The 25,353-nt window shown below is 68.4% G+C and carries 23 protein-coding genes; 12 read left to right on the forward strand and 11 right to left on the reverse strand.

Annotated features, from left to right (window positions below):
- Positions 1-62 precede the first annotated feature (62 nt).
- Both ACIQLD_RS14385 and ACIQLD_RS14390 read right to left on the reverse strand, forming a co-directional pair.
- Positions 63-755: a zf-HC2 domain-containing protein gene (locus tag ACIQLD_RS14385; protein ID WP_402608951.1), complete on the reverse strand. Its 693-nt coding sequence runs from the start codon at positions 753-755 to the stop codon at positions 63-65.
- Positions 752-1,258 (reverse strand): sigma-70 family RNA polymerase sigma factor, encoded by a 507-nt coding sequence (locus ACIQLD_RS14390; RefSeq protein WP_021199185.1) that lies wholly within the window; start codon positions 1,256-1,258, stop codon positions 752-754. The genes ACIQLD_RS14385 and ACIQLD_RS14390 overlap by 4 nt, the downstream gene beginning before the upstream one ends.
- Positions 1,259-1,363: 105 nt before the next feature.
- Between ACIQLD_RS14390 and ACIQLD_RS14395 the strand changes: the two genes are divergently transcribed.
- Positions 1,364-1,813, forward strand: a complete 450-nt coding sequence (locus tag ACIQLD_RS14395; protein WP_402608954.1) for a DUF2231 domain-containing protein — start codon at positions 1,364-1,366, stop codon at positions 1,811-1,813.
- Positions 1,814-1,816: 3 nt separating this feature from the next.
- On the opposite strand, the gene ACIQLD_RS14400 is transcribed toward ACIQLD_RS14395, so the two are convergent.
- The gene (locus ACIQLD_RS14400) at positions 1,817-2,860 is read right to left on the reverse strand and encodes a LacI family DNA-binding transcriptional regulator (protein ID WP_402608956.1); all 1,044 of its coding nucleotides are present in this window, start codon (positions 2,858-2,860) and stop codon (positions 1,817-1,819) included.
- A gap of 94 nt (positions 2,861-2,954) precedes the next feature.
- Here ACIQLD_RS14400 and ACIQLD_RS14405 point away from each other — a divergent pair, with 94 nt between their 5' ends.
- Together ACIQLD_RS14405 and ACIQLD_RS14410 are read left to right on the forward strand one after the other, a co-directional pair.
- Positions 2,955-4,775, forward strand: coding sequence for a beta-galactosidase family protein (locus tag ACIQLD_RS14405; RefSeq protein ID WP_402608958.1), 1,821 nt, complete (start codon positions 2,955-2,957; stop codon positions 4,773-4,775).
- A 227-nt stretch (positions 4,776-5,002) separates the two neighbouring features.
- A complete protein-coding gene (locus ACIQLD_RS14410; RefSeq protein ID WP_402608960.1) occupies positions 5,003-10,183 on the forward strand; it encodes an endo-alpha-N-acetylgalactosaminidase family protein in 5,181 nt (1,726 codons plus the stop codon).
- Positions 10,184-10,470: 287 nt separating this feature from the next.
- Here ACIQLD_RS14410 and ACIQLD_RS14415 read toward each other — a convergent pair whose 3' ends face one another.
- From ACIQLD_RS14415 to ACIQLD_RS14435, 5 genes are all read right to left on the reverse strand, one after another.
- Positions 10,471-11,391: a carbohydrate ABC transporter permease gene (locus ACIQLD_RS14415; RefSeq protein WP_402608962.1), complete on the reverse strand. Its 921-nt coding sequence runs from the start codon at positions 11,389-11,391 to the stop codon at positions 10,471-10,473.
- Positions 11,388-12,365 (reverse strand): carbohydrate ABC transporter permease, encoded by a 978-nt coding sequence (locus ACIQLD_RS14420; RefSeq protein ID WP_402608964.1) that lies wholly within the window; start codon positions 12,363-12,365, stop codon positions 11,388-11,390. The genes ACIQLD_RS14415 and ACIQLD_RS14420 overlap by 4 nt, the downstream gene beginning before the upstream one ends.
- A 90-nt stretch (positions 12,366-12,455) precedes the next feature.
- Positions 12,456-13,769: an ABC transporter substrate-binding protein gene (locus ACIQLD_RS14425; protein WP_402608966.1), complete on the reverse strand. Its 1,314-nt coding sequence runs from the start codon at positions 13,767-13,769 to the stop codon at positions 12,456-12,458.
- Positions 13,770-13,963: 194 nt separating this feature from the next.
- Positions 13,964-14,785 carry an MOSC domain-containing protein gene (locus tag ACIQLD_RS14430; protein ID WP_402608968.1) on the reverse strand — a complete coding sequence of 274 codons (822 nt, stop codon included), beginning with the start codon at positions 14,783-14,785 and terminating at the stop codon, positions 13,964-13,966.
- Between the two features lie 127 nt (positions 14,786-14,912).
- Positions 14,913-15,098 (reverse strand): DUF3073 domain-containing protein, encoded by a 186-nt coding sequence (locus tag ACIQLD_RS14435; RefSeq protein ID WP_028503149.1) that lies wholly within the window; start codon positions 15,096-15,098, stop codon positions 14,913-14,915.
- 149 nt (positions 15,099-15,247) lie between these two features.
- Here ACIQLD_RS14435 and ACIQLD_RS14440 point away from each other — a divergent pair, with 149 nt between their 5' ends.
- Positions 15,248-15,793 carry a universal stress protein gene (locus ACIQLD_RS14440; protein WP_402608970.1) on the forward strand — a complete coding sequence of 182 codons (546 nt, stop codon included), beginning with the start codon at positions 15,248-15,250 and terminating at the stop codon, positions 15,791-15,793.
- Positions 15,794-16,013: 220 nt separating this feature from the next.
- On the opposite strand, the gene ACIQLD_RS14445 is transcribed toward ACIQLD_RS14440, so the two are convergent.
- Both ACIQLD_RS14445 and ACIQLD_RS14450 read right to left on the reverse strand, forming a co-directional pair.
- Positions 16,014-16,640: a PadR family transcriptional regulator gene (locus ACIQLD_RS14445; RefSeq protein ID WP_402608972.1), complete on the reverse strand. Its 627-nt coding sequence runs from the start codon at positions 16,638-16,640 to the stop codon at positions 16,014-16,016.
- Positions 16,637-17,476: a DUF4097 family beta strand repeat-containing protein gene (locus ACIQLD_RS14450; protein ID WP_402608974.1), complete on the reverse strand. Its 840-nt coding sequence runs from the start codon at positions 17,474-17,476 to the stop codon at positions 16,637-16,639. Before ACIQLD_RS14450 ends, ACIQLD_RS14445 begins: the two co-directional genes overlap by 4 nt.
- 177 nt (positions 17,477-17,653) lie before the next feature.
- Here ACIQLD_RS14450 and ACIQLD_RS14455 point away from each other — a divergent pair, with 177 nt between their 5' ends.
- The 3 genes from ACIQLD_RS14455 to ACIQLD_RS14465 all read left to right on the forward strand — a co-directional run bounded on the left by ACIQLD_RS14455 (position 17,654) and on the right by ACIQLD_RS14465 (position 19,809).
- Positions 17,654-18,451, forward strand: a complete 798-nt coding sequence (locus ACIQLD_RS14455) for a MerR family transcriptional regulator (protein ID WP_402608976.1) — start codon at positions 17,654-17,656, stop codon at positions 18,449-18,451.
- A gap of 138 nt (positions 18,452-18,589) precedes the next feature.
- Positions 18,590-18,964 carry a hypothetical protein gene (locus ACIQLD_RS14460; protein WP_402608978.1) on the forward strand — a complete coding sequence of 125 codons (375 nt, stop codon included), beginning with the start codon at positions 18,590-18,592 and terminating at the stop codon, positions 18,962-18,964.
- 5 nt (positions 18,965-18,969) lie between these two features.
- Positions 18,970-19,809: a nitroreductase family protein gene (locus ACIQLD_RS14465; RefSeq protein ID WP_402608980.1), complete on the forward strand. Its 840-nt coding sequence runs from the start codon at positions 18,970-18,972 to the stop codon at positions 19,807-19,809.
- Here ACIQLD_RS14465 and ACIQLD_RS14470 read toward each other — a convergent pair.
- Positions 19,778-21,304, reverse strand: a complete 1,527-nt coding sequence (locus ACIQLD_RS14470) for an FAD-dependent oxidoreductase (RefSeq protein WP_402608982.1) — start codon at positions 21,302-21,304, stop codon at positions 19,778-19,780. The genes ACIQLD_RS14465 and ACIQLD_RS14470 overlap by 32 nt on opposite strands.
- A gap of 87 nt (positions 21,305-21,391) precedes the next feature.
- On the opposite strand from ACIQLD_RS14470, the gene ACIQLD_RS14475 reads away from it, so the two are divergent.
- The 5 genes from ACIQLD_RS14475 (at position 21,392) to ACIQLD_RS14495 (ending at position 25,350) form a co-directional block, all read left to right on the forward strand.
- Positions 21,392-21,766: a fluoride efflux transporter FluC gene (locus tag ACIQLD_RS14475; RefSeq protein WP_402608984.1), complete on the forward strand. Its 375-nt coding sequence runs from the start codon at positions 21,392-21,394 to the stop codon at positions 21,764-21,766.
- Positions 21,763-22,122 (forward strand): fluoride efflux transporter FluC, encoded by a 360-nt coding sequence (locus tag ACIQLD_RS14480; RefSeq protein ID WP_402608986.1) that lies wholly within the window; start codon positions 21,763-21,765, stop codon positions 22,120-22,122. The genes ACIQLD_RS14475 and ACIQLD_RS14480 overlap by 4 nt, the downstream gene beginning before the upstream one ends.
- Positions 22,123-22,231: 109 nt before the next feature.
- The gene (locus ACIQLD_RS14485) at positions 22,232-23,500 is read left to right on the forward strand and encodes an ABC transporter substrate-binding protein (protein WP_402608988.1); all 1,269 of its coding nucleotides are present in this window, start codon (positions 22,232-22,234) and stop codon (positions 23,498-23,500) included.
- 4 nt (positions 23,501-23,504) lie between these two features.
- On the forward strand, positions 23,505-24,464 hold the full coding sequence (locus tag ACIQLD_RS14490; RefSeq protein ID WP_402608990.1) for a carbohydrate ABC transporter permease: 960 nt from the start codon (positions 23,505-23,507) through the stop codon (positions 24,462-24,464).
- Entirely contained in the window at positions 24,457-25,350 is an 894-nt protein-coding gene (locus ACIQLD_RS14495; protein WP_402608992.1) for a carbohydrate ABC transporter permease, read from the forward strand. The genes ACIQLD_RS14490 and ACIQLD_RS14495 overlap by 8 nt, the downstream gene beginning before the upstream one ends.
- The last annotated feature ends 3 nt before the right edge of the window (positions 25,351-25,353 follow it).

Below are 25,353 nucleotides of genomic sequence, written 5' to 3' on the forward strand. Positions count from 1 at the left end.
GAACCTCCTGTGCAGGACCGCGGGTGCGGTCATGGAAGACACGAGAGGAGGAGGTTAAAGGTTCACGATCCGTCGAGCGAAGACCGCATCAGCACTGTTCCGGAGTCGACGGCACGGATCTCGACGGCGGAGATGTCGGATGCCGGGAGCTCGGTGCCGGCGCTCAGGCGCGCGGTCGTGCCCGGGTGCGCCCGCCAGGTCGACAACACGCTCTCGGTGCCGTCGTCACTCACCACCACCAGCGCGTACGCCCATCCGTCGGCTGGAGCGTCGCCTTCGCTGCCGTAGTCGCAGATCATGTCGAGCCGGGTGCCCCAGGCGACATCGGTGAGACTGACGGAGGCGGTCAGCGGCGCGTCTCGGAGCTGCTCGAGTGCGATCGTGGTCGACGGTGGACGCAGTTGGGTAGAGATCACGGGCACCGCCACGGTGGCCACCACGATCGCGGCGGCCGCGGCGATGCCGACGATCCACGCACGGCGACGGCGTCGGGCGCGCTCGGCGGCCAGGGACAGCACGCGCGCGCGGTGCTCCGGTGCCGGGGCCTCGGCGTCGGGCACCCGCAGCAGCGACTCCGCCCGCTCGGGGGCGACCCGGGAGAGCAGGCCGGGGATCGGTGTGATCTCGGCGATGGCCGCGCGGCACTCGGCGCATTGCGAGACGTGCGCCTCGTATTCGGCGCGATCGGCGGCACTGAGACCTCCGAGCACGTAGGCGGCATCCCAGTCGGCATAGCGCGCGTGTTCGGCGTTCATCGCGTCACTCCCTTCTCCTGCAGCCCGAGGCGCAGCGCGCGCAGGCCGTAGTGCAGCCTCGACTTCACGGTTCCCTCCGGGATCGTCAGCTCGTCGGAGATCTCCGACACGGTGAGCCCTCGGTAGTACGCGCGGATCACGACCTCGCGATGTGCCTCGGAGAGGGCCGAGAGCGCCTCTTCGATGAGGATCGCATCGAAGATGGCGTCTGTCGCGTCTCGCATGGCGGAGTCCGGGGGTTCATCCGTCGTGATCTCCCGGCGGTGGTGGGCGCTGCGCACCTCGTCCACCACCAGGTGTCGGGCGACCGTGTACATCCAGGATCGTGTCGATTCCGGATCGTCGGCGAGGATCCGCGGGGTGCGCCAGGCGCGCAGCAGTGTCTCCTGGACCACGTCGTCGGCACCCGCTCGATCCCCGGTGAGGTGCACGACGTAGCGCCAGATCGGTGCCGCATGAGCGTCGTAGAGCGCGCCGAGACGTGCCGCATCATCCTTCGGCATCCGCCACCTCCTTCGGTCCCCTCCGGTGGGTCCTCTCAAGAGACACGAGACAGCCGGGCGAGAAGTTCATCTGAACCTCGCACGACGTCATCCCGTGTCCTGAGTATGGACCTCTTCGAGATCGCCGGCCTTCCTCTGCATCCGCTCATCGTGCACGCGGTGGTCATCCTCGTGCCGCTCACAGCGCTGGCGCTGATCCTCGGCGCCTTCCTCCCCGCCGCGCGTAAGAGGCTCGGCATCGTTACGCCGATCGCCGCGCTGGTGGTTCTGGCGCTCGTGCCGATCACTATGCTCGCGGGTGAAGCGCTGGCGCAGCAGGTCGGGCCGGTGCCGGCCGTCGTCCGTCATGCCGACCTCGGTGGTCTGCTGTGGCCGTGGACGCTTGCGATGTTCGTCGTCGCCGCGGTGCAGTGGTGCTGGTTCCGCTTCGGCGACGGACCTGGCAGGACGGCGCGCATGATTCTGGCCGTACTGGCCGCGGTGAGCGGTGCGGGGAGCACGGTGATGGTCGTGCTCATCGGCGAGGCCGGTGCGCGTGCCGTGTGGGGCGGGTGAGGGCTATCGGGCGGAGGCTTCGGAGCGCGGCGGCGCGGTGGACGAGCGCACGATGAGCTGAGGATCGGTGGAGGGCATCTCGCCGACTGCATCGTGCCCCTCGATCTGGGCGATCACCCGGAGCGTAGCCGCGCGGCCCATCGCTTCGAAGGGCTGGCGGACCGTGGTGAGTGCGGGGGAGGCGTAAGCGGCGAGGGCGATGTCGTCGACGCTCACCACCGAGACGTCGTCGGGAACGCTGCGACCGGCCTCGTGCAGGGCGCGGATCAGGCCGAACGCCATCTCGTCGCTGCTGACGAACACGGCGGTGGCCTCGGGGATGGCCGCGATCGTGCGACCGGCGCGGTAGCCCGACTCGGGCGTCCAGTCGGCGGGGATCAGCGGCGGGGGCACGATCCCGCGGTCGCGGAGCGTCTGCTCCCACGCCTCGCTGCGCTGCTGCGTCTCGGTCCAGTAGTCATCTCCCGAGACGTGCCAGACGGTCTTGTGCCCGAGGTCGAGCAGGTGCTCGACGGCGAGACGGGCGATCGCTCGCTGGTCGACGGCGAGCGGGGCGTCTTCGTCGAGCGAGGTGCGCTCGCTGCGGGTCGCGGGGGTGCGTTCGGTGCGCGCCCGCATGGCCGGGCTCTCGAGCTCGACGGGCACCCCGAGGATGATGCCCTCCGCGCCCTGGCGCTCCAGCCGGTCGAAGGCCTCCAGGAAAGCCTCGGCCGACGCGTGGTCGGCGACCGCCGCCGTCGACACGGTGTAGCCGTTCGCTGCAGCGGCCTGCTGGATGCCGACGCCGAGCGCGGCCGACGAGTATCGATCGGTCGAGACGACGATCACGCCCAGCACGCGGGTGCGGCCGGAGGCGAGCGAGGCGGCGGCCGCGTGCACGCGGTAGCCGAGCTCTTCGACCGCCGCGAGCACTCGTCTGGCGGTATCAGGACGCACATTGTCCTGCCCGGACATGACACGGGAGACGGTCTGCGTGGAGACTCCGGCGAGCTGGGCGACATCGACCTGGCTGGGGGCGCGGTCGTCTCTCGGGCGACGAGGTGACATGTGCTCAATGGTAGCGATCAATCGGCGTGAATCCAGGAGGCAGCGAGTCGTGTGATGCGATAATGTGAACGCAAACACTCGTGCTTGGAGCGCTATGTCTGACCTTCTCGCCTCGGCTATCGACGGCTCTTCCCTCGCTGTCGAGGCCCCGGCCGCCGCGTCGCCGCTCGGCGCGCCCACCTTGACCTGGCGCGACGGGGAGATTCTCCGCGACGGCGTCGCCCACCGCATCCTGGCGGGCTCGATCCACTACTTCCGGGTGCATCCCGACCAGTGGGAAGACCGTCTCCGCCGGCTCGCCGCTATGGGCGCGAACACGGTCGACACGTATGTCGCGTGGAACTTCCACGAGCGCGTCGAGGGCGAGGTGCGCTTCGACGGCTGGCGCGATCTCGAGCGCTTCATCCGCCTCGCCGGCGAGGTCGGACTCGACGTCTTCCTTCGCCCAAGTCCCTATATCTGCGCGGAGTGGTCCAACGGCGGCATCCCCTTCTGGCTGTCGGGGCGGGTCGCGGCACTGCGCACCAGCGACGCCGGCTTCCTCGCGGCGGTCGACGCCTGGTACGACGAGCTGATCCCCCGACTCGTCCCGCTGCAGGCGGCGAACGGCGGACCGATCGTCGCGATCCAGATCGAGAACGAGTACGGCTCGTTCGGCAGCGATTCCGCCTACCTCGTGCACCTGCGTGAGGGGCTCCGTCGCCGAGGGATGGTCGAGATGCTCACGACCGCCGACGGCATCACGGGCGACATGATCGAGCACGGCAGTGTTCCGGGTGCGATGGCGACCTTCACCTTCGGCACCGGCGTCGCGCGGGCGGTCGAGCTGCGTCGCGAGGGCGATGCGCTCATGTGCAGCGAGCTGTGGGGCGGCTGGTTCGACCACTGGGGCGAACGGCACCACGTGCGCTCCCCCGCGAGCACCGGCGGCACGATCGCGGAGTTGCTGGCTGCGGGCGGATCCGTGAGCCTCTACATGGCGCACGGCGGCACGAACTTCGGCCTCTGGAACGGTGCGAACCACGACCAGGTGCTGCAACCGACCGTCACCAGTTACGACTCGGATGCGCCGATCGGCGAAGACGGCACTCTGAACGAGAAGTTCCATGCGCTCCGGTCGATGTTCGCGCCGTTCCACGGGGGCGGGCTCCCCCCGATCCCTGCCGATCCTCGGCGGCAGCGCGCGGCGACCGCGTCGCTCGAGCCGCAGGCCTCGTTGGGAGAACTGATCGCGACGCTCCCCGTGACCGGCGACGTCTCGCCGCGACCACGCACGTTCGAAGAGCTCGGCGCCGAGGACGGCCTGGTCGCCTACGAGGCGGACGTGTCGTTCCCCGCCGATGCGGCTCTCACGATCGACGGACTGCACGATCGTGCCGTGGTGTTCCTCGACGGAGTGCGGCTCGGCGTGCTCGAGCGCGATGGCGTGACGTCTCTCGCACTGCCCGTCGACGGCGGTGCCGGCCGGCTCACGATCGTCGTCGAGAGCCTCGGGCGCATCAACTACGGTCCGTACACGGGCGAGGGCAAGGGCATCATGCGCGGGGTGATGATCGGTCGCCGGCTGGTCAACGGGTGGACGCATCGCCTGATCCCGCAGGATGCTCCTGCGGTGACGTCGGTCTCGGCAACTGACGGCTCCGACGGTGTCGCCGTCGCCGCGTTCGATGTCGCGGAGCCGCTCGACGCGTGGCTCGCCTTTCCTGGGGGATCGAAGGGGATGGTGTGGCTGAACGGATTCCTCCTGGGGCGGTACTGGAAGGTCGGACCGCAGGAGACGCTCTACGCGCCGGCCCCGCTCTGGAAGGCCGGACGCAACGAGATCGTGGTGCTCGACACCGATGGGCTCGGGGCGACCGTCGAGATTCGCGAGGAGCCCTCGTTCGGAGAGTCCGAGGAGTTCATCGGCTCCTGATCCGAAACGCTCGAAGAGCCGTCCTGCGCCCTGTGCGCGGGTCGGCTCTTCTCGTCTGCGGTGGAAGACCTTTGGCCAATGTTTGCGCTCGCTTTCATCTAGACCTTGAAATACCAACCGTGGTCTGATTATTGTGATAGCGCAAACATCGAGATGTGTCATCGATGATCATCTGCGACGCATCGGGGCGTCTGTCTCCCGGGCGTCGCTCGACCGAGAGGCAAGACGTGTCGAAACCTTCCCGACCGCCCCGCGCGGCCGTCGCCCTCAGCTCCCTGCTGGCGACGGCGCTCGCGTGCGGCGGGGTGCTCACCCAGGCACCCGCCGCCCAGGCCGCTGATCTGATCCCGGTCCCCCGGGCCGACTACCGCCTGCACGCGGTGTCGAGCGAATCGGACCCCTATCCGGCCCCGCCGTCCCTCGACGGCACGGCCCTCGGTGCGTTCGACGGCGACTTCGCGACGCAGTGGACGTCGCGGTACACCGCGAACGCTCCGTTCCCGCACTGGATCGTCGTCGATCTACAGCGGTCCCTCTCGGTGAAGGCTCTCGACTACTCGATCAAGAAGGGGCAAGGAGTCGCCGCCAAGACGGTCGAGGTCTACGTGACCGACGACCCCGATGTCGCTCGTGATTCGCCCGCTGACGGCGGGTGGGGTGCCGCGTCGGGAACGGCGACGCTGCACGCGCCGGTCGCGAACGACGAGAAGCAGCGCATCACCCTCGATACCGCGAAGGACGGTCGCTACGTGGCCCTGCTCGTGATCGACGCGCAGGGAACCACCGGCGGCGGGGCCGGTGAGATCGAGATCCTGTCGGACGAGGAACTGCCTCCCATCGTGACCGAGCCGGAGGTTCCCGATACCGATCAGAAGGTCGAGATCGCCGATGGCGGCACGACCGCCGTCGTCTCGACCGAGTTCCCGCGCGTCGCCGAGTATCGGGTGGGTGGCGACAGCATCGCCGGCCAGCGCACCTCGGCGAAGACGTGGTCCGTGAACGGCACGACGTACGCGTCGGAGACCACTTCGACGTCTTCGGCCACGGGCATCGACTACGTGTCGAAGCTCACCGGAGTCGACGTCACGGTGCGCAGCAGCATCCGCGTCGCGAACGACGGCACCGTCGGGTTCGAGGTCACAGCCGTCGACGGCACCGCGACCGTGACCACGCTCGGTATTCCGGACAACGCCTTCCTCTCCGTGAGCGCTGCGGATGCCGGGGCGGCACTCGACCGCACGGTGATCAGCCCCGACAGCACCAAGAACGCTGACGAGCACATCGCCGTGAACGCGTCGGCGGCGACCGGCCAGAAGGGGGCTGCCTTCGCCTTCCTCGGCAACGGGACGCTCGTCGGCAGCGTGATCACCAACGCGACGACCCAGGCCTCCGGGGGCACCGCTTCCTGGAACACCCGCCTGACCACGCGGGTGACCGAGACGGCAGGGCGCACGGCCGAGGTCGGATCCAGCGCCTGGCTGATCCACCCCACCACAGCCGTGGACGACCGGGTGACCACCTATGCCCTGCCGAAGGTCACGGTGCTCCTCGCTGCCGACCGCAACGGCGACGCGACGGTCGACTGGCAGGACGCCGCCATCCGCTACCGCGAGGTGGACACTCCGCGTCTCGGCGCCGACCGGGTCGCCGAGCGCGTCGTCAGTCGCATCCCCTTCAACTTCGCCTCCAGCGCGACGAACTACTTCGACCTCACCCTCGACAACACCAAGCGCATCGCGAACCAGACCGACGGTCTCGGCCAGTGGGTGCTCAACAAGGGCTACGGCAGTGAGGGACACGACTCGGCCAACACCGACTACGGCGGGAACTACAACGAGCGCGCCGGCGGTCTCTCCGACCTGAACACCCTCGTCGACGAGGGTGCGAAGCTCAACGCCGACATGAGCGTGCACGTCAACGCCACGGAGATGTACCCGCAGGCGAACGCGTTCGACGCGGCGATCATCGACGGCGCCGCGCCGTACAAGCCGGGCTGGAACTGGCTCGACCAGTCGTACTACATCAACCAGCAGGCCGACCTCGGCAGCGGTCGGGTTCTCGACCGCTTCCAGCAGCTGCGCGATGAGGTTCCCGGCCTCAGCGGCGTCTACATCGACGTCTACTACTCCAACGGCTGGGTCGCCGAAGAGCTCGCCGACGAGCTGAACGGCATGGACCTCGAAGTCGCGACCGAGTGGGGTGACAAGTTCGTCGACAGCACGGTCTGGTCGCACTGGCCGAACGACCTGGCCTACGGTGGCAAGGACAACAAGGGCATCAACTCCACCATGGTGCGCTTCATCCAGAACGGACAGGCCGATGTCTGGAACGACGACGCCCTGCTCGGCCAGCAGCGACTCATCGATGCCGAGGGCTGGGTCGGCAACCGCAACTGGGACGGCTTCGTCGACAACATCTGGAAGCAGAGCCTGCCGACCAAGTTCCTGCAGCACTTCGGCCTGCTCACGTATGAGGCCGGTGCAACGGCGACGCTGACGGATGACGTCGCCGTGCGCATGGACGGAAGCACGAGGGTCATCACGATGGACGGGGCGACCGTGCTGCGAGGCGACTCGTACCTGTTGCCGTGGCAGTCGCTGGAGTCGAATCAGGATGCCGGTTCGCCCGTCGACGCCGACAAGATGTACTTCTACTCCGCATCCGGCGGCGAGAAGACCTTCGGTCTCACCGACGCCTTCCGGGGCAACACCGCCTTCGACGTCTTCGAGCTCGGCGACCAGGGGCGCGTCAAGGTCGGCACGGCCACCGCGACCGGCGGTGAGCTCACGCTCAGTGCAGACAAGGGCACGGCCTATGTCGTGGTGCCGCAGGGTGGTGCCCAGCGTGCAGCCGTCGAGTACCACGATGCCGGCCTCGACGACCCGGGGTTCAACTCCGGTTCGCTCGATGTCTGGAACCCCCGGGGCGACGTGACGATCGAGCGCACCGACCTCGGCAGCGCGAAGAACGAGTCGCGTGGCGACAACATCGCCGTGCTCGGTGCAGCCGCATCGTCGATCTCCCAGCGGGTGACCGGACTCACTCCCGGCCAGAGGTACGCGTTCTCTGCACAGGTGCAGATCGATCCGACCGCGACCCGCGACGTGAGCGTCTCGGTCGACACCGGCTCAGGTGCGGTGACCCGCACGTGGAACCTCTCGCCGACGTACAACTACATGCGCGCCGACTCCAAGGCGGGTCAGTACTACCAGCGCGGTTCGACCTCGTTCCTGGCCCCGGCCTCCGGCGAGGTCACCGTGTCGATCGGTGCTGTCGCGGGTGAGGCGAAGGTGCGCATCGACAACGCCCGAGTCTCGTCGGACACGACGACGCCGTACGCGGCCGGCACGGTGTACTCGAACGACTTCGAGGGCAACGAGGCGGGCTGGGGGCCCTTCGTGAAGGGCGACGCCAACGGCATCGACGATCCGCGTACGAGCATCTCCCGCCGTCATGATCCGTACGCGAGCAGCGACTGGCGCAACACCGCCAAGCCGTTCGATGCAGGACCCCTCGCCGGTCTCGCCGTCGACACGACACTCGCCGGCGAGCACTCGCTGATGTCGCACTCCGAGAACAGCGGAGTCGTCTACCGCACCGACCCGACGCTCGTGCCGTTGCAGGCGGGGCACTCCTACCGCATCGGCTTCGACTACCAGGTCGGCGCGAGCGGGGCCTACCGCTGGCTCACCGGGACGGATTCCGTGGCGGGTGGGACGGTCACCTCGACCACGCTCAGCCGCACCGGGATCACGCAGGCGCTGGAGACGGCGGAGTTCTCGCAGGACGTGATCGTCGGATGCGGCGACTACACCTGGGTGGGACTCGAGCGCGTCGGCGGACCGGACGTGGATTTCGTGTTGGACGACTTCACCGTCACCGACCTCGGCCCCACGACCGGCGGCACGCCCTGCGCGACCGTCTCGGGTGAAGCGGGAGTCTTGAGTCCGGGTGCGCAGACCGCGTTCACGACAACCTTCACCAACAGCGAGTCCGTCGCCGTCGAGAACGTCGGCGTGCAGCTCGAGGTGCCGGAGGGGTACGTGGTCGAGGTCGCCGACGGCTCGTCGAACCTGTTCGAGAAGGTCGGGACCGGCGAGAGTGCGAAGACCACCTGGCTGGTCACCGCACCGGTGGGGGCTGCGGGCACAACCGTCGGCATCGGGATCGCGGCGACGTACCTCGCGGACTGCGATGTGCGTACCGTGACCACGTCGCAGGAGGTGCCGGTCTCCTCCCGAGCCCGCATCCCCAACTCGCAGATCACGGTGTCGGCGAGCTCCGAGGAGACGTCGGGCGAAGACGGTGCCGCCGCCAACATGCTCGACGGCAACCCGGGAACGTTCTGGCACAGCAGGTGGAGCTCGGCAGCCACGTCGTATCCGCACGTGCTGACGTTCGATCTGGGCGCTGCCGAGCAGGTCGACGGCATCTCGTACCTGCGCCGTGGCGCCAACCAGAACGGGCCGATCAAGGGCTACGAGGTCGCGGTCTCGACGGACGGGCAGACGTACACGCCGGTCACGTCAGGGGAGTGGAAGAACGTCGCCGAATGGCAGGACGTCGACTTCGCCGAGACCACGGCCCGCTACATCCGAGTGACGGCGACGTCGTCGATCTCGGGAACGCAGTTCGCGGCCGTCGCCGAGATGGCGGTCTACGGAACCTCGGCCCCGCAGGCGGGTCATGCGCCCGCGACGCGTCCGTCCGACGATCTGAGCGCGTGCAACCCGGTGATCGACCCGAAGCTCGGGCTCGACGCCGACTCGGTCCGGGCCGGAGAGACGGTGGGCATGGCGCTCACGGGCTTCGCGCCGGGTTCGACGGTGTCGCTCTGGCTGGACGGCACCGCGCTGACCGATGCGACGGTCGATGCGAAGGGAGCGTTGATCACACGACTGCTGATCCCCGCGAACGCCTCGGTGGGTAAGCACCGGGTGATAGTGAAGGACGCGGCCGGCACGGAGCTCGCGAGCGCTCCGTTGAAGGTCAAGAAGGCGAAGCCGGGGAAGAAGGCGACGGTCACGGCATCCATCGGATCGGTCGCCGCCGGGTCGAGCGTGACCGTGCAACTGAGCGGATTCGAGCCCGATGCTCTGGTGCAGGTGTGGCTGCACTCCGAGCCGGTGCGTATCGGTGAGGTGACCATGTCGGCCGACGGCGATGCCGTGGCCACCGTCACGATTCCGGCGGCGACTCCTGCCGGCGCGCACGCGGTCGTCGCGACGGATGCCGAGGGCGTCGAGCTGGCACGGGGCGATCTCGCGGTGACGGCGGCGCCGGGAAGCAGCGGCAACCTTGCGACCACCGGTGCCGACGGAGCCCTCTGGGCCGGGGCGGCGGTCGCCGGTCTGGCCGCGATCACGCTCGGCCTCGTCCTCTGGCTGCGGAGACGCCGACTGAGCTGACGCACCGCTGGCATACACGAACGGCCCGGAGGGGAAGCCTCCGGGCCGTTCGCCGTCTCTGCCCCGGGTCCCCCTTCACCGAGTGCACAGTTTGCTGTCGAGCGCACGGCTTGTGCGCGTGGAGATCCCGTGCGTTCGCGAGCATCCCGTGCACTCGCGGAGCATCCGACCCCGCCGCCCCGCCGCCCCGCCGCGCCGCGACCCCGCACACACACCGCGCGCACACGTCCGCCCTCGGCCGATGGGCCGATGGGCCGAGGGCGGACGGGACGGAGGAGACGGGGGGATCAGCCCTTCACGGCACCGGCGGCGAGACCGGAGCGCCAGTACTTCTGCAGGGCGAAGAACAGCAGCACGAGCGGGATGACTCCGAGCAGTGCGCCGAGCATGACCGCACCCTTGTCCGGGGCGAAGTAGCTCACCATGCCGTAGAGGCCGAGGGTCACGGGCTTCAGATCCTGACTCGAGATCATCATGAGGGGAAGCAGGAAGTTGTTCCACGTCGCCACGAAGATGAACAGGAAGATGGTCACCATCGCCGGACCCAGCAGGCGCATCACGATCGTGAAGAAGATACGTGCCTCGCCGGCGCCGTCGATGCGGGCGGCCTCGAGCAGTTCGGTCGGCACCGACGACTGGGCGTAGACCATGCCGAGGAAGACGCCGAACGGTGAGACCGCCGAGGGGATGATGATCGCCCAGACGGTGTTGGTCAGTCCGAGAGCCTGGAACTCGATGTACAGCGGCACCGTCAGCAGCGCCACAGGGAGCAACAGCCCGGCCATGATCACGCCCACCGCGAGGCGTTTGCCGGGGAACGCGAACTTCGCGATCGCGTAGCCGGCCATCACGGCGAACAGGGTGCCGATCACGCCCGCGCTCACGGAGTAGAGCATCGAGTTGCCGACCCAGCGCCAGAACAGACCCTGGGTCCAGCTCATCAGGCTGTCGTAGTTGGTGCCGAGGTTCCAGTCGGCGAACCAGAAGCCGAAGGTCGAGGTGAGGTCGGTGTTGTTCTTCGTGGAGGCGACGATGAGCCAGTACACCGGCACCAGGAAGTACAGGGTCGCGACCACGAGGGCGATGATGCCGAACGCGCGCGCGAGCGGGGTGGGGGCGATCGAGGGCGGCGGAGCATCCACGTCGCGGGCACGGCGGGGGCGTCGGCGCGTGGATGCCCCGGTGGTGATGAGGCGCGTAGTGGTCATGCGTCGCCCTTCCGGCGCTGCAGCAGCGCGTACACGATCGCGAGCACGCCCGCGATCAGAGCCATGAGCAGGGAGTATGCGGATGCCGGGCCGCTGCCGGACGGCGAGATCTCGCCCATCATCGTGTTGTAGGTGAGCATCATGGGGGTGAAGTCCTTGCCCATCCACGAGTTCGCGGCCTGCAGCACCACCGGCTCATTGAAGAGCTGGATCGTGCCGATGATCGACAGCAGCACGGCGAGCAGTGCGGCTCCCCGCACCAGCGGCACCTTGATGCGCATCGAGATCTGGAAGCCGGATGCGCCGTCGAGGCGGGCCGCCTCATAGAGGTCGCGCGGAACGGCCTGCAGAGCCGACAGGAAGATCAACATGTTGTAGCCCGTGTAGGTCCAGGTGGTCATGTTCGCCATCGAGAACAGGATCGTGCCCGGCGCCATGAAGTCGGTGCCCTCGGGGAGGAACGGCAGGAAGGGCGATACCTCGGGCGTGTAGAGGTAGAGCCACATCATGGCCGCGATGATGCCGGGAACCGCGTAGGGGAGGAAGAAGGAGAGCCGGAAGAGCGTGGGACGGCGCACGATGAACGAGTCCAGCAGCAGGGCGAGGCCGAGCGCGACGAAGATCATCACGGGGATCTGCAGGGCGGCGTAGAGGACGACTCGACCCATGCCCGTCCAGAAGGCGCCGTTGGTCGCGGCGGTGACGAAGTTCTCGAGACCGACGAACGTGTCGACGAGTTCGCCGCCACCGTAGAGTCCGTCTCCCGCCGGCACCTGCGCGAAGAACGACGAGCGGATCGACACGATGATCGGCACGAGGAAGACCAGGACGAAGAGCACGGCGAACGGCGTCATGAACAGCCATCCCGTGAGACCTTCGCGTCGGGTCCCGAACCGCCGCCGGCGGGCGGGATCCGCGGGGATGCGCGGTGCCGGCGCCGGCGCCGCACCTCGCGTTTCGGTCACTGTGACCATGGTGTCGCCTCTCGATGTCAAGACGACGGCGGAGTGCACGATTGCGCGTGCACTCCGCCGTCGATCATCCGATGATGCCTTCTCGTCGACTCACTCTGCGACCGGGAGGCCGAGGTCCTTCAGAGAGGCGACGGCGGTGTCCTGGGCGGTGGTGAAGATGTCGGCGACCGATGCGGTGCCGGCCACGGCCGCCGCCGCGGTCTCGTTCATCTTCGACAGCGTCGAGAAGCCCGGTGCGTAGGGGAAGTCGGGGTTGAGGTTCTCGGTCGCCGTGCTCAGCTCGGCGAGCACATCCTGACCGCCGAACTGGCGCAGCATCTTCTCGGGGGTCTCCACGTCGCCCTTGGCGGCGACGACGAGGCCCTGTGATGCGAGGTCGTCGACCTGCGTGTTGAACCAGTCGTTGAACTCCATCGCTTCGGCGGGGTACTCGCAGCCCTTCATCACCGAGACACCGGAACCGCCGTCGGGGCCGCTCATGGCGCCCGCGCCGAAATCGGGGAGCTGGGCGACGCGCCACTGCCCCTCGGCCGGCGTGCCGTCGAGGGAGTCGAGGAGGAACCCGGCCTCCCACGCGGCTCCGACGTGGCCGATGAGGCTGCCGTCGTTGAGCGCGGCGGTGAAGCCTTCGCCCCAGCGCTCGGTCGCGAGCGTCTGCTTGCCGTCGAGCAGGCCCTGCCAGAAGGCCGCGACGCGCTCGGACCCTGCGCCCTCGGCGTCGACCTTCCACTCGTCGCCGGCGGTGCTGAACCAGGTGTCGCCGGCTGCGGCCGACTGGGCGGAGAGCCAGTTCTGCGCCTCATCGGGCGTGAAGGCGGTGACGTACTTGCCGGCGGCGGCGGCCGCGGCGGAGTCGGCCGTGAGGTCGTCGAGTGTCTTCGGGGCGTCGAGGCCCAGCGCCGTGAACTCGGCCTCGTTGTAGAAGTAGACGAGGGGGCCGGTGTCCTGCGGGAGACCCACGATGGCGTCGCCGACCTTCATGCCGCTGAAGGCTCCGGCGGAGAAGTCGTCCTCGTACTTCTTGGCCTCGTCCGCGACGTCCTGCAGCAGCCCCTTGACGAACAGCTGCGGCACCTCGGAGTAGCCCGTCTGCGCGAGGCAGGGCCCGTTGCCGGCCTTCACGTCGGTCTCGAGCTTGAGGATCATGTCGCTCGACTTGCCGTCGAACTTCGTCGCCTTCACCTGGATGTCGGGGTGTTCGGCGTTCCAGCGGTCGACGATCTCGGAGGCGGGGGTCATGCCCTCGCCGTCGGGCAGGCGGTGCAGGTACTCGATCGTGATGGGTTCGCCGCTGGCGCCGCTGTCACCGGAGTCGCCGGATGAGCAGGCCGCGAGGCCGAAGGCCGACACCGCGCCCACCGCGACGATCGCGGCAGTGCGGGTGAAGCGAGGGGTGATTGCCATGCTGTTCTCCTCTTTGAGGTCATGTTCCTGCGGATCGCCCTGGGCGGGGGTTGACGCCGAGGCGTCGTCGATCACAAGCTCATCAAATCAGAAAATGTTTGCGCTCACAAGCCTGGAATGGTGTCCACTCAGCCCGTAACCTGGGCATCAAAGGGAGCGCTGACATCGAGGATCGGTGCGGTGGCGGATCGCGCTCAACCCGCGTGCACCTCGTCGTCAACGCGAATCACGCCGCCACCGCCGATCCAGCCGTCATCCGACGGTGTCCAGCCGGGCAGCAGCAGGCGTCCGAGGGTCGGCTCGTGCTGGGCGAAGGCACCCGTGAGGGTGGTGAGCACCTTGGCATCCCGCATGCCGGTGTCCGGGTTCGCGTGGGTCGCGAGGCAGCGCACGATCGGGCCGGCAGCCTGGAAGACGAGGTCGCCGATGCGCACCTCGCCGTTCCACTCGAGCTCGTTCCAGGCAGTGGCGTCGTCGATCACCACGTTGGAGCGGAAGCGTCGGTCATCGATGCTCATCCCGAGGGCTTCCGCCAGTGCGCGAACACTGCCTCGGCCATGAACCGAGACGTAGCCGCGCGGCCGGTCCTGGAAACGCGACGTCTCCCCGTCGCCGACGAGCGCGAGCGGGAGGCGGCCGGGGCGGCGAAGGCGACGGCCTTCGGGGGTGGCCAGCACGAACTCCGTGACGGCTTCGGCCAGTTCGCGCCGCCCGTCGTCGTCGAGTGTCGCTTCGACGAGCACTGCGCCGCCGTGTTCGATGCGGATGCGCCGCGACTCGTCGTCATACTCGGTGCGCAGGGCGGCCAGAGTGGGGAAGTCCTGGAGCGCGAGTCCCTTGGCCTTGGGCCAATAGTCGAAGCCGTCGCGATCCTCCGGCGCGGTGGCGTCCGCGAAGCGGAACGCCAGGACGCGGTCGCCGGCGATCCTGCCGTCGGGTTGCACGGTCAGGGAGTCGCGGCGCTCGGGAGTGAGTCCCTTGATCGGGTGGCGATAGAGGGCGACGACGCGGGCCATGAGGAGATCCTCTCAGCTGCCGAGGCCGGGGTACGACGAAAGGCGCTCTGGCGCCGAGGTGTTCTCTCGGCGCCAGAGCACGACGAAACACCCGCACGTGGTGCGGGTGCGACGAGCAGAGGGGCGGTCAGGCCTTCTCTAGCTCGTCTTCGTCTTCGTCTTCGTACTCATCGGCCCACTTGTCGACATATGCGTCTTCGTCGGTCGGGTGACCCAACTCGCGCTCGAGAGCCGAGTAGTTCACCGACGGACTGTACGCCTTGAGTTCGCGGGCGATCTTGGTGTGTTTCGCCTTCTGACGGCCACGGCCCATGCGCGAGACCCCCTCACGAGTTAAGCTGCGGGCTTTTCAGGCCCGAGGCATTTCACGACACCGGCTCGAGGCCGGTAAGAGTAGCATTCAGAATAGCACGCGGGTACGACCCTCTGGCTGATGCCAGGCTGGTGAAGGGAACGATCTTCATGACCGACAACACCTCCACTCCGTCCGACGAGGCCGCGCAGAACGCGGCGCTGCAGAAGGCCGTCATCGTCGGCATGCAGTTGGACCAGGACCGACACGTGATCGACGAGGCCGTCCGCTACGCGCGGCTGCTGAACGCGCCCCTCGTGGTCGCGCATGTCGACGTCACGCGCTTCGTGACCTACGAGGATCCGGACGGCTACGTGCATTCGGCCCCGATCGACATCAACTTCGACGCCGGCGCCGCGGAGTTCGAGGCGGTCGAGGCCGCCGCGGCCACGCTGCTCGCGGGGACCGACGTCACCTGGACCGCACGGCAGCTGGTCGGCGATCCGGCTCTGGCGATCAAGCAGCTCGCCAACAAGCTCGACGCGCAACTGATCGTCGTCGGCACACGCAAGCGTGGCATCGGCGAGTCGATCAGGGAGTTCTTCACCGGATCGGTGGCCGCTCGCCTCGCGCATCGACAGCACCGTTCGATCCTGGTCGTACCGCTCGGAGAGTCGGTGCCGGACGAGCAGAAGGAGATCTGGCCCGAGAAGTAGCGGCCGGTCTGCAACGCAGAAGGGGCCCCGTCGGCGATAGCCGGTGGGGCCCCTTCTGCGTTGCGTCACCCCATGTGGATGACGATGCCGTGGTGTCGTGCCGAGGGCGACGGTCGAGCGACGGGTGCGGTGCGTAACGGAACCTGCGTCGGAAGGGACGGTGTCATCCGCGCCCGAGCGTCGTCCGGCCGCGGTCGCGCCGCACCCGGCTCCGACTCGGTCACGAGCGTGTCGTGTTCAGGGCGACCGTGATGCCGCGTGCTGCGGTGTCGAGCGCCGTCTCGAGCTCGGTGACGACCGACGGCGAGAGAGTGCCGCCCTTCGCGATGTGCGTGCGCAGATCGGTGCGCACCCGGGCGCGGAACGCGTTGATCACTGCATCTGCACGGTGCATCTCCTCGCGACTGACGAGCCGGGAGTCGTCGGTCGCCGAGCGGGGACGGTTCTTCGCCGCCGTGCGTTCGCCCTTCTCGGCCGCTGCCAGATCGGCGCGAAGGCTCTTCATCGCGTCCTGCACGCTCTGTCGCACCTCGCTTGCGATCAACCGCACCGAGTCGGTGAGGCCGGCCTCGATGCCGGCGAGGTCGCCCTCGCGAGACGCGAGCTCGGCTCGGCCGGCCTCGGTGATGGAGTAGATCGTCGTGCGGCCGTCGACGGTCTTGGAGACCAGGCCGTCTTCCTCGAGCTTCGCGAGTCGTGGGTAGATGGTGCCGGCGCTCGGCGTGTAGGTGCCGCCGGTGCGATCGGTGAGCGACTGGATGATGCCGTAGCCGTGCTGGGGCGCCTCGGCGAGGAGCGACAGCAGGTACAGGCGCAGGTCGCCGTGGGAGAAGACCGCGGGGCTCATGCTTCCCACTCCGGGTCGTCGGCGATCGATGCCGGGGTGCGGCGGAGCACGGTGACCCCACCCGAGACGGAGTTCGCGCGCAGGTCGACGAAGCGTCCGGCGAGCTCTCCGGTCGTGCCCGTGTAGTTGCTGGGGCCCGAGGTGCTGCGCTCGACGCTGTCGATGAGCAGTCGTCCGCTCAGGGATCGGATGACGTAGTTCGCGGCGAGCGACTCGTCGAGACGAACGGTGGTGCCGCCGGAGACCGAGTTGACGTTGATGGTGTTCACGTCGCCCGCGGCGTCGACCAGCGTGGAGCCGGAGACGATGTCGACGGTCGCCCGGCGCACGGCACCGGTGACGGCCACGTCGCCCGAGACGCTGTTCGCGCTGATCGATCCGGTGAGGCCGCGCACCTGAACGTCGCCAGAGACGGAGTTGACCGTGAGGTCGCCGATCAGGGTGTCGACGATGATGTCACCCGACACGGTGTTGAGACGGGCGTCGTTGCGGAGGCCGGAGATCAGAGCGCCGGCGCTGACGACGCCGAGGTTCAGGGCGATGGCGCGGGGGACCGCGACGCTCACCTCTGCGCGGGGACCGCCGGAGCCGAAGTTGCGGAACACCTCGAGGAAGTTGTCCCAGCCCAACTGCGGGTGGTCGATCTCGACCTCGCCGTCGTGGGATTCGATGCGCAGGTCTTTGGTGGTGACGCCGTGCACCTCGATGCGGATGCCCGGTTCGTCATGGGCGATGATGTCGACCTGTCCACCGACGAGGCCCACCTTGAGGCGGGTGACGGATTCGATGTCGATGACGCGTTCCTCGCCGGGGGCGATGAGCCACTTCTCGGTCATGTCTGCTTCTCCTGGGTTGACGGTCACGATATATCGTGTGTTGCCACAATAACACGATATATCTCGATCGTGTCAAGGGGTGCGGGTGAGTGTTCGCTGAGAGAACTTGACCTTGACGCGACGTCAACTTCTAGAGTTCAAGTCATCACCGCACGAGCACGAACGGAAGGAGGCGGCATGGACACGGATGACTGGTCGATCCAGGAGATCGCCCGGCTCGCGGGCACGACGAGCCGCACGCTGCGGCACTACGACGACATCGGCCTGCTGCCGCCCTCGCGCATCGCGCACAACGGCTACCGGCACTACGACGGGCCGGCGCTGGTGCGTCTGCAGCGCATCCTGCTGCTGCGGGAGCTCGGGCTCGGCCTGCCGCAGATCGCGGACGTGCTGGGATCCGCGTCGGGCATCGATGCCGCAGCGAACGAGGCCTCGGCCCTGGAAACCCATCTCGCGCTGCTGCGCGACGAGCAGACCCGGCTGGCGCGTCAGATCGCGTCGGTCGAATCCACCATCACGGCATTGAGAGGAGGTGAGAACCTCATGGCAGAGAACATGTTCGACGGCTTCGACCACACGCAGTACAAGGAAGAGGTCGAGGAACGCTGGGGAAAGAGGGCCTACGCCGACAGCGACAACTGGTGGCGCGGGATGACGGACGCCGAGCGCGCCGACTGGCAGCAGCGTGTGTCCGACCTCCGGCGCGACTGGATCGCCGCCGCCGAGAGCGGCATCGATCCGGCTTCACCCTCAGCCCAGGAGGTCGCGCGGCGCCACGTCGAGTGGCTCACGGGCGTCCCGGGCACACCCGCAGCCGTCCCCGGCGGAGACGTCAAGGCCTACGTGATCGGGCTCGGTGAGATGTACGTCGCGGATCCGCGCTTCGGTGCGAACTACGCGACATCGTCCGGCGGCACACACGGTGCGGAGTTCGTCCGCGACGCGCTCCGTGTCTACGCGGAGGGCAACCTGTAGGCCCCGCACCGATCTGGCCCCCTCCTGAGCGATGTCCGCGCAGGAGGGGGCCGTTCACGTCTGCACGCGACTTACCCGACCGGCGCACTCGCGTGCAAGGGGGAGCCCGCGGCCGAGCCTCGGGCGTAGGGTCATGCCATGGTCCACCGCCGTGAGCGCGCGAACACCGCGCCGCTGTTCGCCCTCGCGGCCACGGCCTATGCCGTGAACTGCGCACTCGGCGCATCCGTCGCCGCGCGCCTGATCGACACCAGCCGCTTCCGCTGGCTGCACCATGCCCTCTACATCGCCACGTGTGCGACCTCTGTCGTCGCCGTCGTAGCCGGCTGGTCATCGGGCCCGCGCACCGCCGGGCGCCGCGCCAGCCTCGCCCTCCTGCCCGCCGCGGTGCCCCTCGCGGCCATCCCGTACCTCGGCACGCACAGCCGGCGGCACCCGCTGGTCGCGCTCGCCGCCGCCCCCTTCATCGTCGCGGGGCTGGTGCGCTCGCGATCCGCCGCCGACCGGAAGTGACACGCATGGAACTGCTCGACGCCATCCGCCGCCGCAAGACCACCAACGGCGCATTCCTGCCCGACCCCGTCTCGGAGGAGCATCAGCGCATCCTCCTCGAGGCCGCGGGGCGCGCGCCGTCGCAGTTGAACAGCCAGCCCTGGCGATTCGTCGTGATCGAGAGCCGCGACACCATCGAGCAGATCGCCCGCATCTCGGGGGAGAGCATGACCGAGGCGATGTCGAACGGCACCTTCTTCGAGCGATACAAGCCGTACTTCCGCTTCAGCCAGGCCGAGATGGAGGAGAAGCGCAGCGGGATGCTGTTCGACAAGCTGCCCGCCGCGCTCCGCCCGTTCACGAGCCAGGTGTTCACCAAGCGCGGGCAGACGCTCATGAACACCTTCGGAGTGCCGAAGACCCTCGGCGCCGAGAACCGGAAGCTCGTCGCCGGATCCCCCTTGCTGCTGGGCGTGATGCTCGACCGCAGCGAGTACCGGCCGGGGCAGCTCTCGTCGTTCTATTCGGTGTTCAGCATGGGCGCGGCGATGGAGAACGTCTGGCTGACCACGGTCGAGCTCGGCATGGGCATCCAGTTCATCTCGTTCCCGATGGAGGTGCCGGGCCGCTGGGACGAGATCGTGCAGCTGTTGCGGGTGCCGGACGATCTCGAACTCATGGCCGTCTACCGGCTGGGCTACCTGCCGCCGGAACAGCGTCGTCCCGCGATCGACTGGTCGAGCAGCCAGCGCAAGCTCGTGTCGCAGTACGTGTTCCGCGTGAACGGCGATACGCCGCAGCAGGGGTGGGACGGCGCGCCTCCCACCGGCGATATCACTCCGGGTCCGCCGGCGTCAGGGGAGTGAGGTCTCGCAGCGCCGGACCCTCGAGGCGGGTGCCGTCCGGTGCGAAGCGCGAGGCGTGCAGCGGGCAGTCCCACGAACACTCCGCGTCGTTCCAGGCAAGCACCCCGCCCAGGTGCGTGCACACCGCGCTCACGGCGCGGGTCACACCGTCGACGGTGGAGACCGCGACAGGGCGTCCGGCGCGATTCGCCACCACGCCTTCCCCTTCGGCGGGTTGCGGGACCGGCGTGCGTCGGGTCTCGGCGTCCGCCCAGCCGGACGCGAGGACCGTCGCGACCTTTCCGCCCTCCACGGCTGCACGACCGAGATCGGCGGGCACGGTCAGACGCGTGCCGATCGTCGTGATCCAGGTCGGGCGGTCGCGTCGGGGCGTGCCGAGGATCTCGGAGGTGAGGCGCTGGGCGGCGGCGGGCGCGTTCGACAGCCCCCACTTCCCGTAGCCCGTCGCGAAGCGGATGCGACCCAGCCCGCGGGGCATCGCCCCGACGAACGGGATCAGGTCGTGCGACTCGTAGTCCTGCGCCGACCAGCGGTGCGTCTCCTCGGCGCCGGGGAAGTGCAACTGCGTCCAGGCGATGAGATCCTCCACGGCTGCCGCTTCGCTGTCGGACCGGCCGACAGGGTGGCCGTTGCCGCCCACGATGAGTCGCGCGTCGCCACCGGGGCCATCCGCTGCGGTCACCGGGCGGATGGAGCGCGTCGGCCCGTCGACCGAGAGGAACGTCCCTGCCGTGATCTCGCCCGGCACCCGGAACGTCACGCAGTACGACCGGAGCCCTCGCGTCTTGGCGAAGTACAGACCTCGGTCGGTGATCGGCGTGCCTGTCGCGAGCACGATGTGGTCGGCGGAGAGCGGGCCCTGCGCGGTGTCAACCCGACCGGCCAGAGCGCGGGTCCCCGTCGCGCGAACGCCGGTGTGCAGTGTGCCGCCGCCGGCGAGAAGCTCTTGGGTGAGCGCGATGGAGACGGCCACGGGGTCGATCGCCACCTGCTCGTCGAGCGCCACGGCTGCGGCCACCGGGAACGGCAGATCGGGGAGCGCCGACGGCGAGAGCATTCTCGTGGACAGCCCCGCCTCGCGGGCGGTCGAGTGCTGCTCGTCGACGGTGTCGATCCCCGCGGGACCCTGGGCGTAGGAATGGTCCGTGTGTCGCGTGAAGGGGACGCCTGCGAGCTCGGCGAACGCGAGCAGCCATTCCATGCCCGAGCGATTGGCGTCGACATAGGCGCGCACGAGCGCCGCCGGGTGGTGACGTCGGAGCGTGGCGAGCTGGCCACCCTGCAGCAGGGAGAGCTTGCCTGTGTTGGCCCCGGTCGCGAGCCCGGCGACCTCGCCCGCATCGATCACGGCCACGTCGAGACCGGCTCTGGTGAGCATCACCGCTGTGGAGAGGCCGGTGATCCCTGCGCCGACGATGACGACGTCGTGATGTGCGCCGGGATCGAAGGGCGATCCGACGGGCAGGGTCCGGTCGAGCTTCCACAGGGGATTCATGTCGTCAGTCAACGCCGATCGTGGCCGGGTATCCACCGCCTTGACATCCGCACAGCGCACTGCCAGCCGGCGACTACAGTGGCGGACGTGAACCTCCGCCGCATCCTCCTCGTCGCCGCCGGCGGCACGGTGGGCACGGCCGCACGCCTCGGCCTGGGGCTCGCCCTCCCGGACGCCGGAGGATTCCCGGTGGCGGTGCTCATCGCCAACGTCGTCGGTGCCCTGCTGATCGGTGTGCTGGCTGCGCGCCTGCCCGCATCGGCCGACCTCCGGCTGATGCTCGGCACCGGTGTGCTCGGGGGCTTCACGACCTACAGCGCGTTCATGACCGGCACTCTCGCCCTGTGGGCTGAGGCGCCCGTTCTCGCCGCCGCCTATGCGGTGGGCAGCTTGGTGCTGGGGCTCGGCGCGGCAGCTCTGGGGCTACGTCTCGGTCGGCCGCGCACGGGAGCCACATCGTGAGCCCGTTGCTGTTCGTCGGGGCCGCGCTCGCCGGAGGGGTCGGCGCGGTGTTGCGCTATCTCGTCGACCTCGGGGTCGGCCGCGTCGTCGGGCGCCGCTATCCGTGGGGCATCCTGCTGGTGAACCTCACGGGCTCGTTCGCGCTCGGCCTGGTCACCACCGCTCTGCCCGCTGCTGCCTTCCTGCTCGGCGCCGGGCTGTTGGGTGGGTACACGACCTTCAGCACGGCGATGCTCGACACGGTCGCCCTGTGGCGCGACGGCGAGCGCCCAGCATCGGCCTTCAACGCGATCGGGATGCTGCTGCTCGGTCTGCTCGCCGCGGGCCTCGGTCTCGCCCTCGGCTCGGCTCTGTAACCGAGGGTTGCGGGCTGCGGCCCCATCGGGCTACTCTCCTTGCTAATCGATTAACGCTAAACGATTAACATCCACTCCCGCACTCGTGCACCTGTCGAAGGAGACACCGATGCCCCGTACGACCCGCCGCGCTCTCGGAGCCCTCGCCGCGACAGCGGTAGCCGTCCTCGCCCTCAGCGCCTGCTCCTCCTCGACCGGGGGTGGAAGCTCCGACGGCGACGTCACCCTCAGCTACGCCATCTGGGACGAGAACCAGAAACCGGCGATGGAAGACATCGCGGCGGCGTTCACGAAGGAGAACCCGAACGTCAGCATCGACATCCAGGTGACCCCGTACAAGGAGTACTTCACCAAGCTGCAGACCGCAGCGACCGGCGGCTCCGCGGCCGATGTCTTCTGGATGAACGGTCCGAACTTCCAGCTGTACGCCTCGAACGGGCAGCTCGCCCCGCTCGACGACGGCGGGATCGATGCGGCCGACTATCCGCAGGGCCTGATCGATCTGTACACCTATGACGGAAAGCTCTACGGCGCTCCGAAAGACTTCGACACCGTCGCGCTCTGGTACAACAAGGCCCTCTTCGACGCCGCGGGAGTGGGGTACCCCTCTGCGGACTGGACGTGGGACGACTTCACCGCAGCAGCCGCGAAGCTCACCGACCCGGCGAAGGGGCAGTTCGGGGTGGCGGCCAGCCAATACGGCCAGGAGAACTTCTACAACTCGATCGCCCAGGCCGGCGGTGAGGTGATCTCCGCCGACGGCACGGAGAGCGGATACGGCTCGCCCGAAGCGCTCGCCGGCATCGAGCTGTGGACAGACCTGATCGCGGCCGGCTCCTCGCCCACGGCGCAGCAGATGACCGACACGAACCCCGAGGACTTCTTCCTCTCCGGCAAGGTCGCCATGTTCCAGAACGGATCGTGGGCGGCCATCGCCTATGCGGACAACGCCGACATCGGCGGCAGCGTCGATGTGGCCCCGCTGCCGGCGGGAGCCGAGGGCGACCAGAGCGTGATCCACGGTGTCGGCAACGTCGCCAACGCGAAGAGCACGCACCTCACCGAGGCCAAGGCGTTCGCCGAATTCGCCTCCGGAGAGCAGGCGGCGAAGATCCAGGCCGAGACGGGCACCGTGATCCCCGCGTTCGACGGCACGCAGCAGGCATGGGTCGATGCCCTGCCCCAGTACGACCTGCAGGTCTACATCGACGCGCTCGAGAACGCCGTGCCGTACCCGGTCTCGAAGAACACCTCCGCCTGGACGAGCATCGAGAGCGAGGTGCTCTCCCAGGTGTGGTCGGGTGCGGTGACCCCGAAGGACGGCCTGCAGGATCTCGCCGACCAGATGCAGGCGGCACTGGACGCCGAGCAGGAGTGATCGCATGACCGTCATCGCGCCACGCGTGGAAGAGACGGCGGAGCGGGTGCCGGAGCCGCAGACCCCCGGCACCCGCCGTCGTCGGCGGAGTCCGGGTGCCTCACCCTGGTGGGCGCTGGTCTTCCTCGGCCCGACCGCCCTCGGCATCGCCGTGTTCTACCTGTGGCCGACCGTCCGCACCCTCATCATCTCGTTCACCAAGTCGGGCCCGTTCGGCGGGTCCGAGTGGGTGGGCATCGAGAACTACACCCGCCTGTTCCAGGACCCCGAGCTGATCGGAGCCCTCCGCAACACCGCGATCTACACGATCATCGCCCTCATCGGCATCCCGCTCGCTGTCGGCATCGCCGCGCTGCTGAACACCGCGGGGCTCAAGGGCCGTAGCGCCTACCGCACGCTGTACTTCATTCCCGTGGTCACCATGCCCGCTGCGATCGCGCTGGTGTGGCGCATGATCTACAACGGCGACTACGGAGTGCTCAATGCGGCCCTCGGTGCCGTCGGGATCGAGGGCCGCAGCTGGCTCACCGACCCGAACACCGCGCTGATCGCGATCGCCGTCGTGGGCATCTGGGCAGGGCTCGGCACCAATATCGTCATCTTCCTCGCCGGACTCCAGGGCATCCCCGACACGATCATGGAGGCGGCCGACCTCGATGGCGCGGGCCCGGTGCGCAAGTTCTTCTCGATCACGATCCCGCTGTTGTCGCCGTCGATCTTCTTCGTCAGCGTGATCAGCGTGATCGGAGCGCTGCAGGTGTTCGACCTCATCTACATGATGCTCGGCCGCAGCAACCCCGCGATGCCGAACACCCGCACCGTCGTCTACCTCTTCTACGAGGCGGGCTTCCTCGACAACGACCGTGGCTATGCGGCCGCCGTCGCCTTCCTCCTGCTCGTGATCATCCTGATCCTCACGATCGTGCAGTTCCGTCTGCAGAAGAAGTGGGTGCACTATGAGTGACGTCTCGCTCGACACGCGCGCCGTGGTCGGCGCCTCCGCCGGTCGCTCCGGCACCCGGGCTGGGAAGCCGCGGAACCGCGGCCTCTGGATCGTGCACCTCGTGCTGATCCTCGGCGCGGTGCTGATGGTCTTCCCGTTCGTGTGGCAGCTGCTGACCTCGTTCAAGACGCTGTCCGACTCGGTGCAGGTGCCGCCGTCGTTCCTGCCGCGCGAGTGGGTGTTCACGAACTTCGCCGAGGTGTTCGACTCGATGCCGTTCGCGCAGATGTTCCTGAACTCCGTGTGGCTCACGGTCGGCCGCACGGTCGGGCAGGTGGTGCTGTGCACCATGGCGGGCTATGCGTTCGCCCGCATCCCGTTCCCCGGCCGCAACGCCCTGTTCGTGGTGTTCCTGTCGGTGCTGATGGTGCCGTCGCAGCTGTACCTGCTGCCGCAGTACGAGATCATCCAGTCGCTGGGCTGGCTCAACACGCTGCAGGCGCTCATCGTGCCGGGCATCTTCAGCGCCTTCGGCACCTTCCTGATGCGGCAGTTCTTCATGTCGATGCCCGCAGAGCTCGAAGAGGCCGCCCGCATCGACGGAGCGAATCCGTGGCAGACCTTCTGGCGGATCATGGTTCCGCTCGCGAAGCCTGGCATCATCGCACTTGTGGTGTTCACCGTGCTGTGGTCCTGGAACGATCTGCTCTGGCCGTTGATCGTGACGACCGATCCCGCGAAGATGCCGCTGTCGGTCGGGCTCTCGCAGCTGGTCGGCATCCACGGCACCGACTACCCGGTGCTGATGGCAGGCGCGCTGCTGGCGACGCTGCCGATGCTGGTGACCTTCATGATCCTGCAGCGGCAGTTCATCCAGGGCATCGCGTTCAGCGGATCGAAGGGCTGAGAC

The organism is Microbacterium sp. NPDC091662, from assembly GCF_044756705.1.
Classification (GTDB): domain Bacteria; phylum Actinomycetota; class Actinomycetes; order Actinomycetales; family Microbacteriaceae; genus Microbacterium.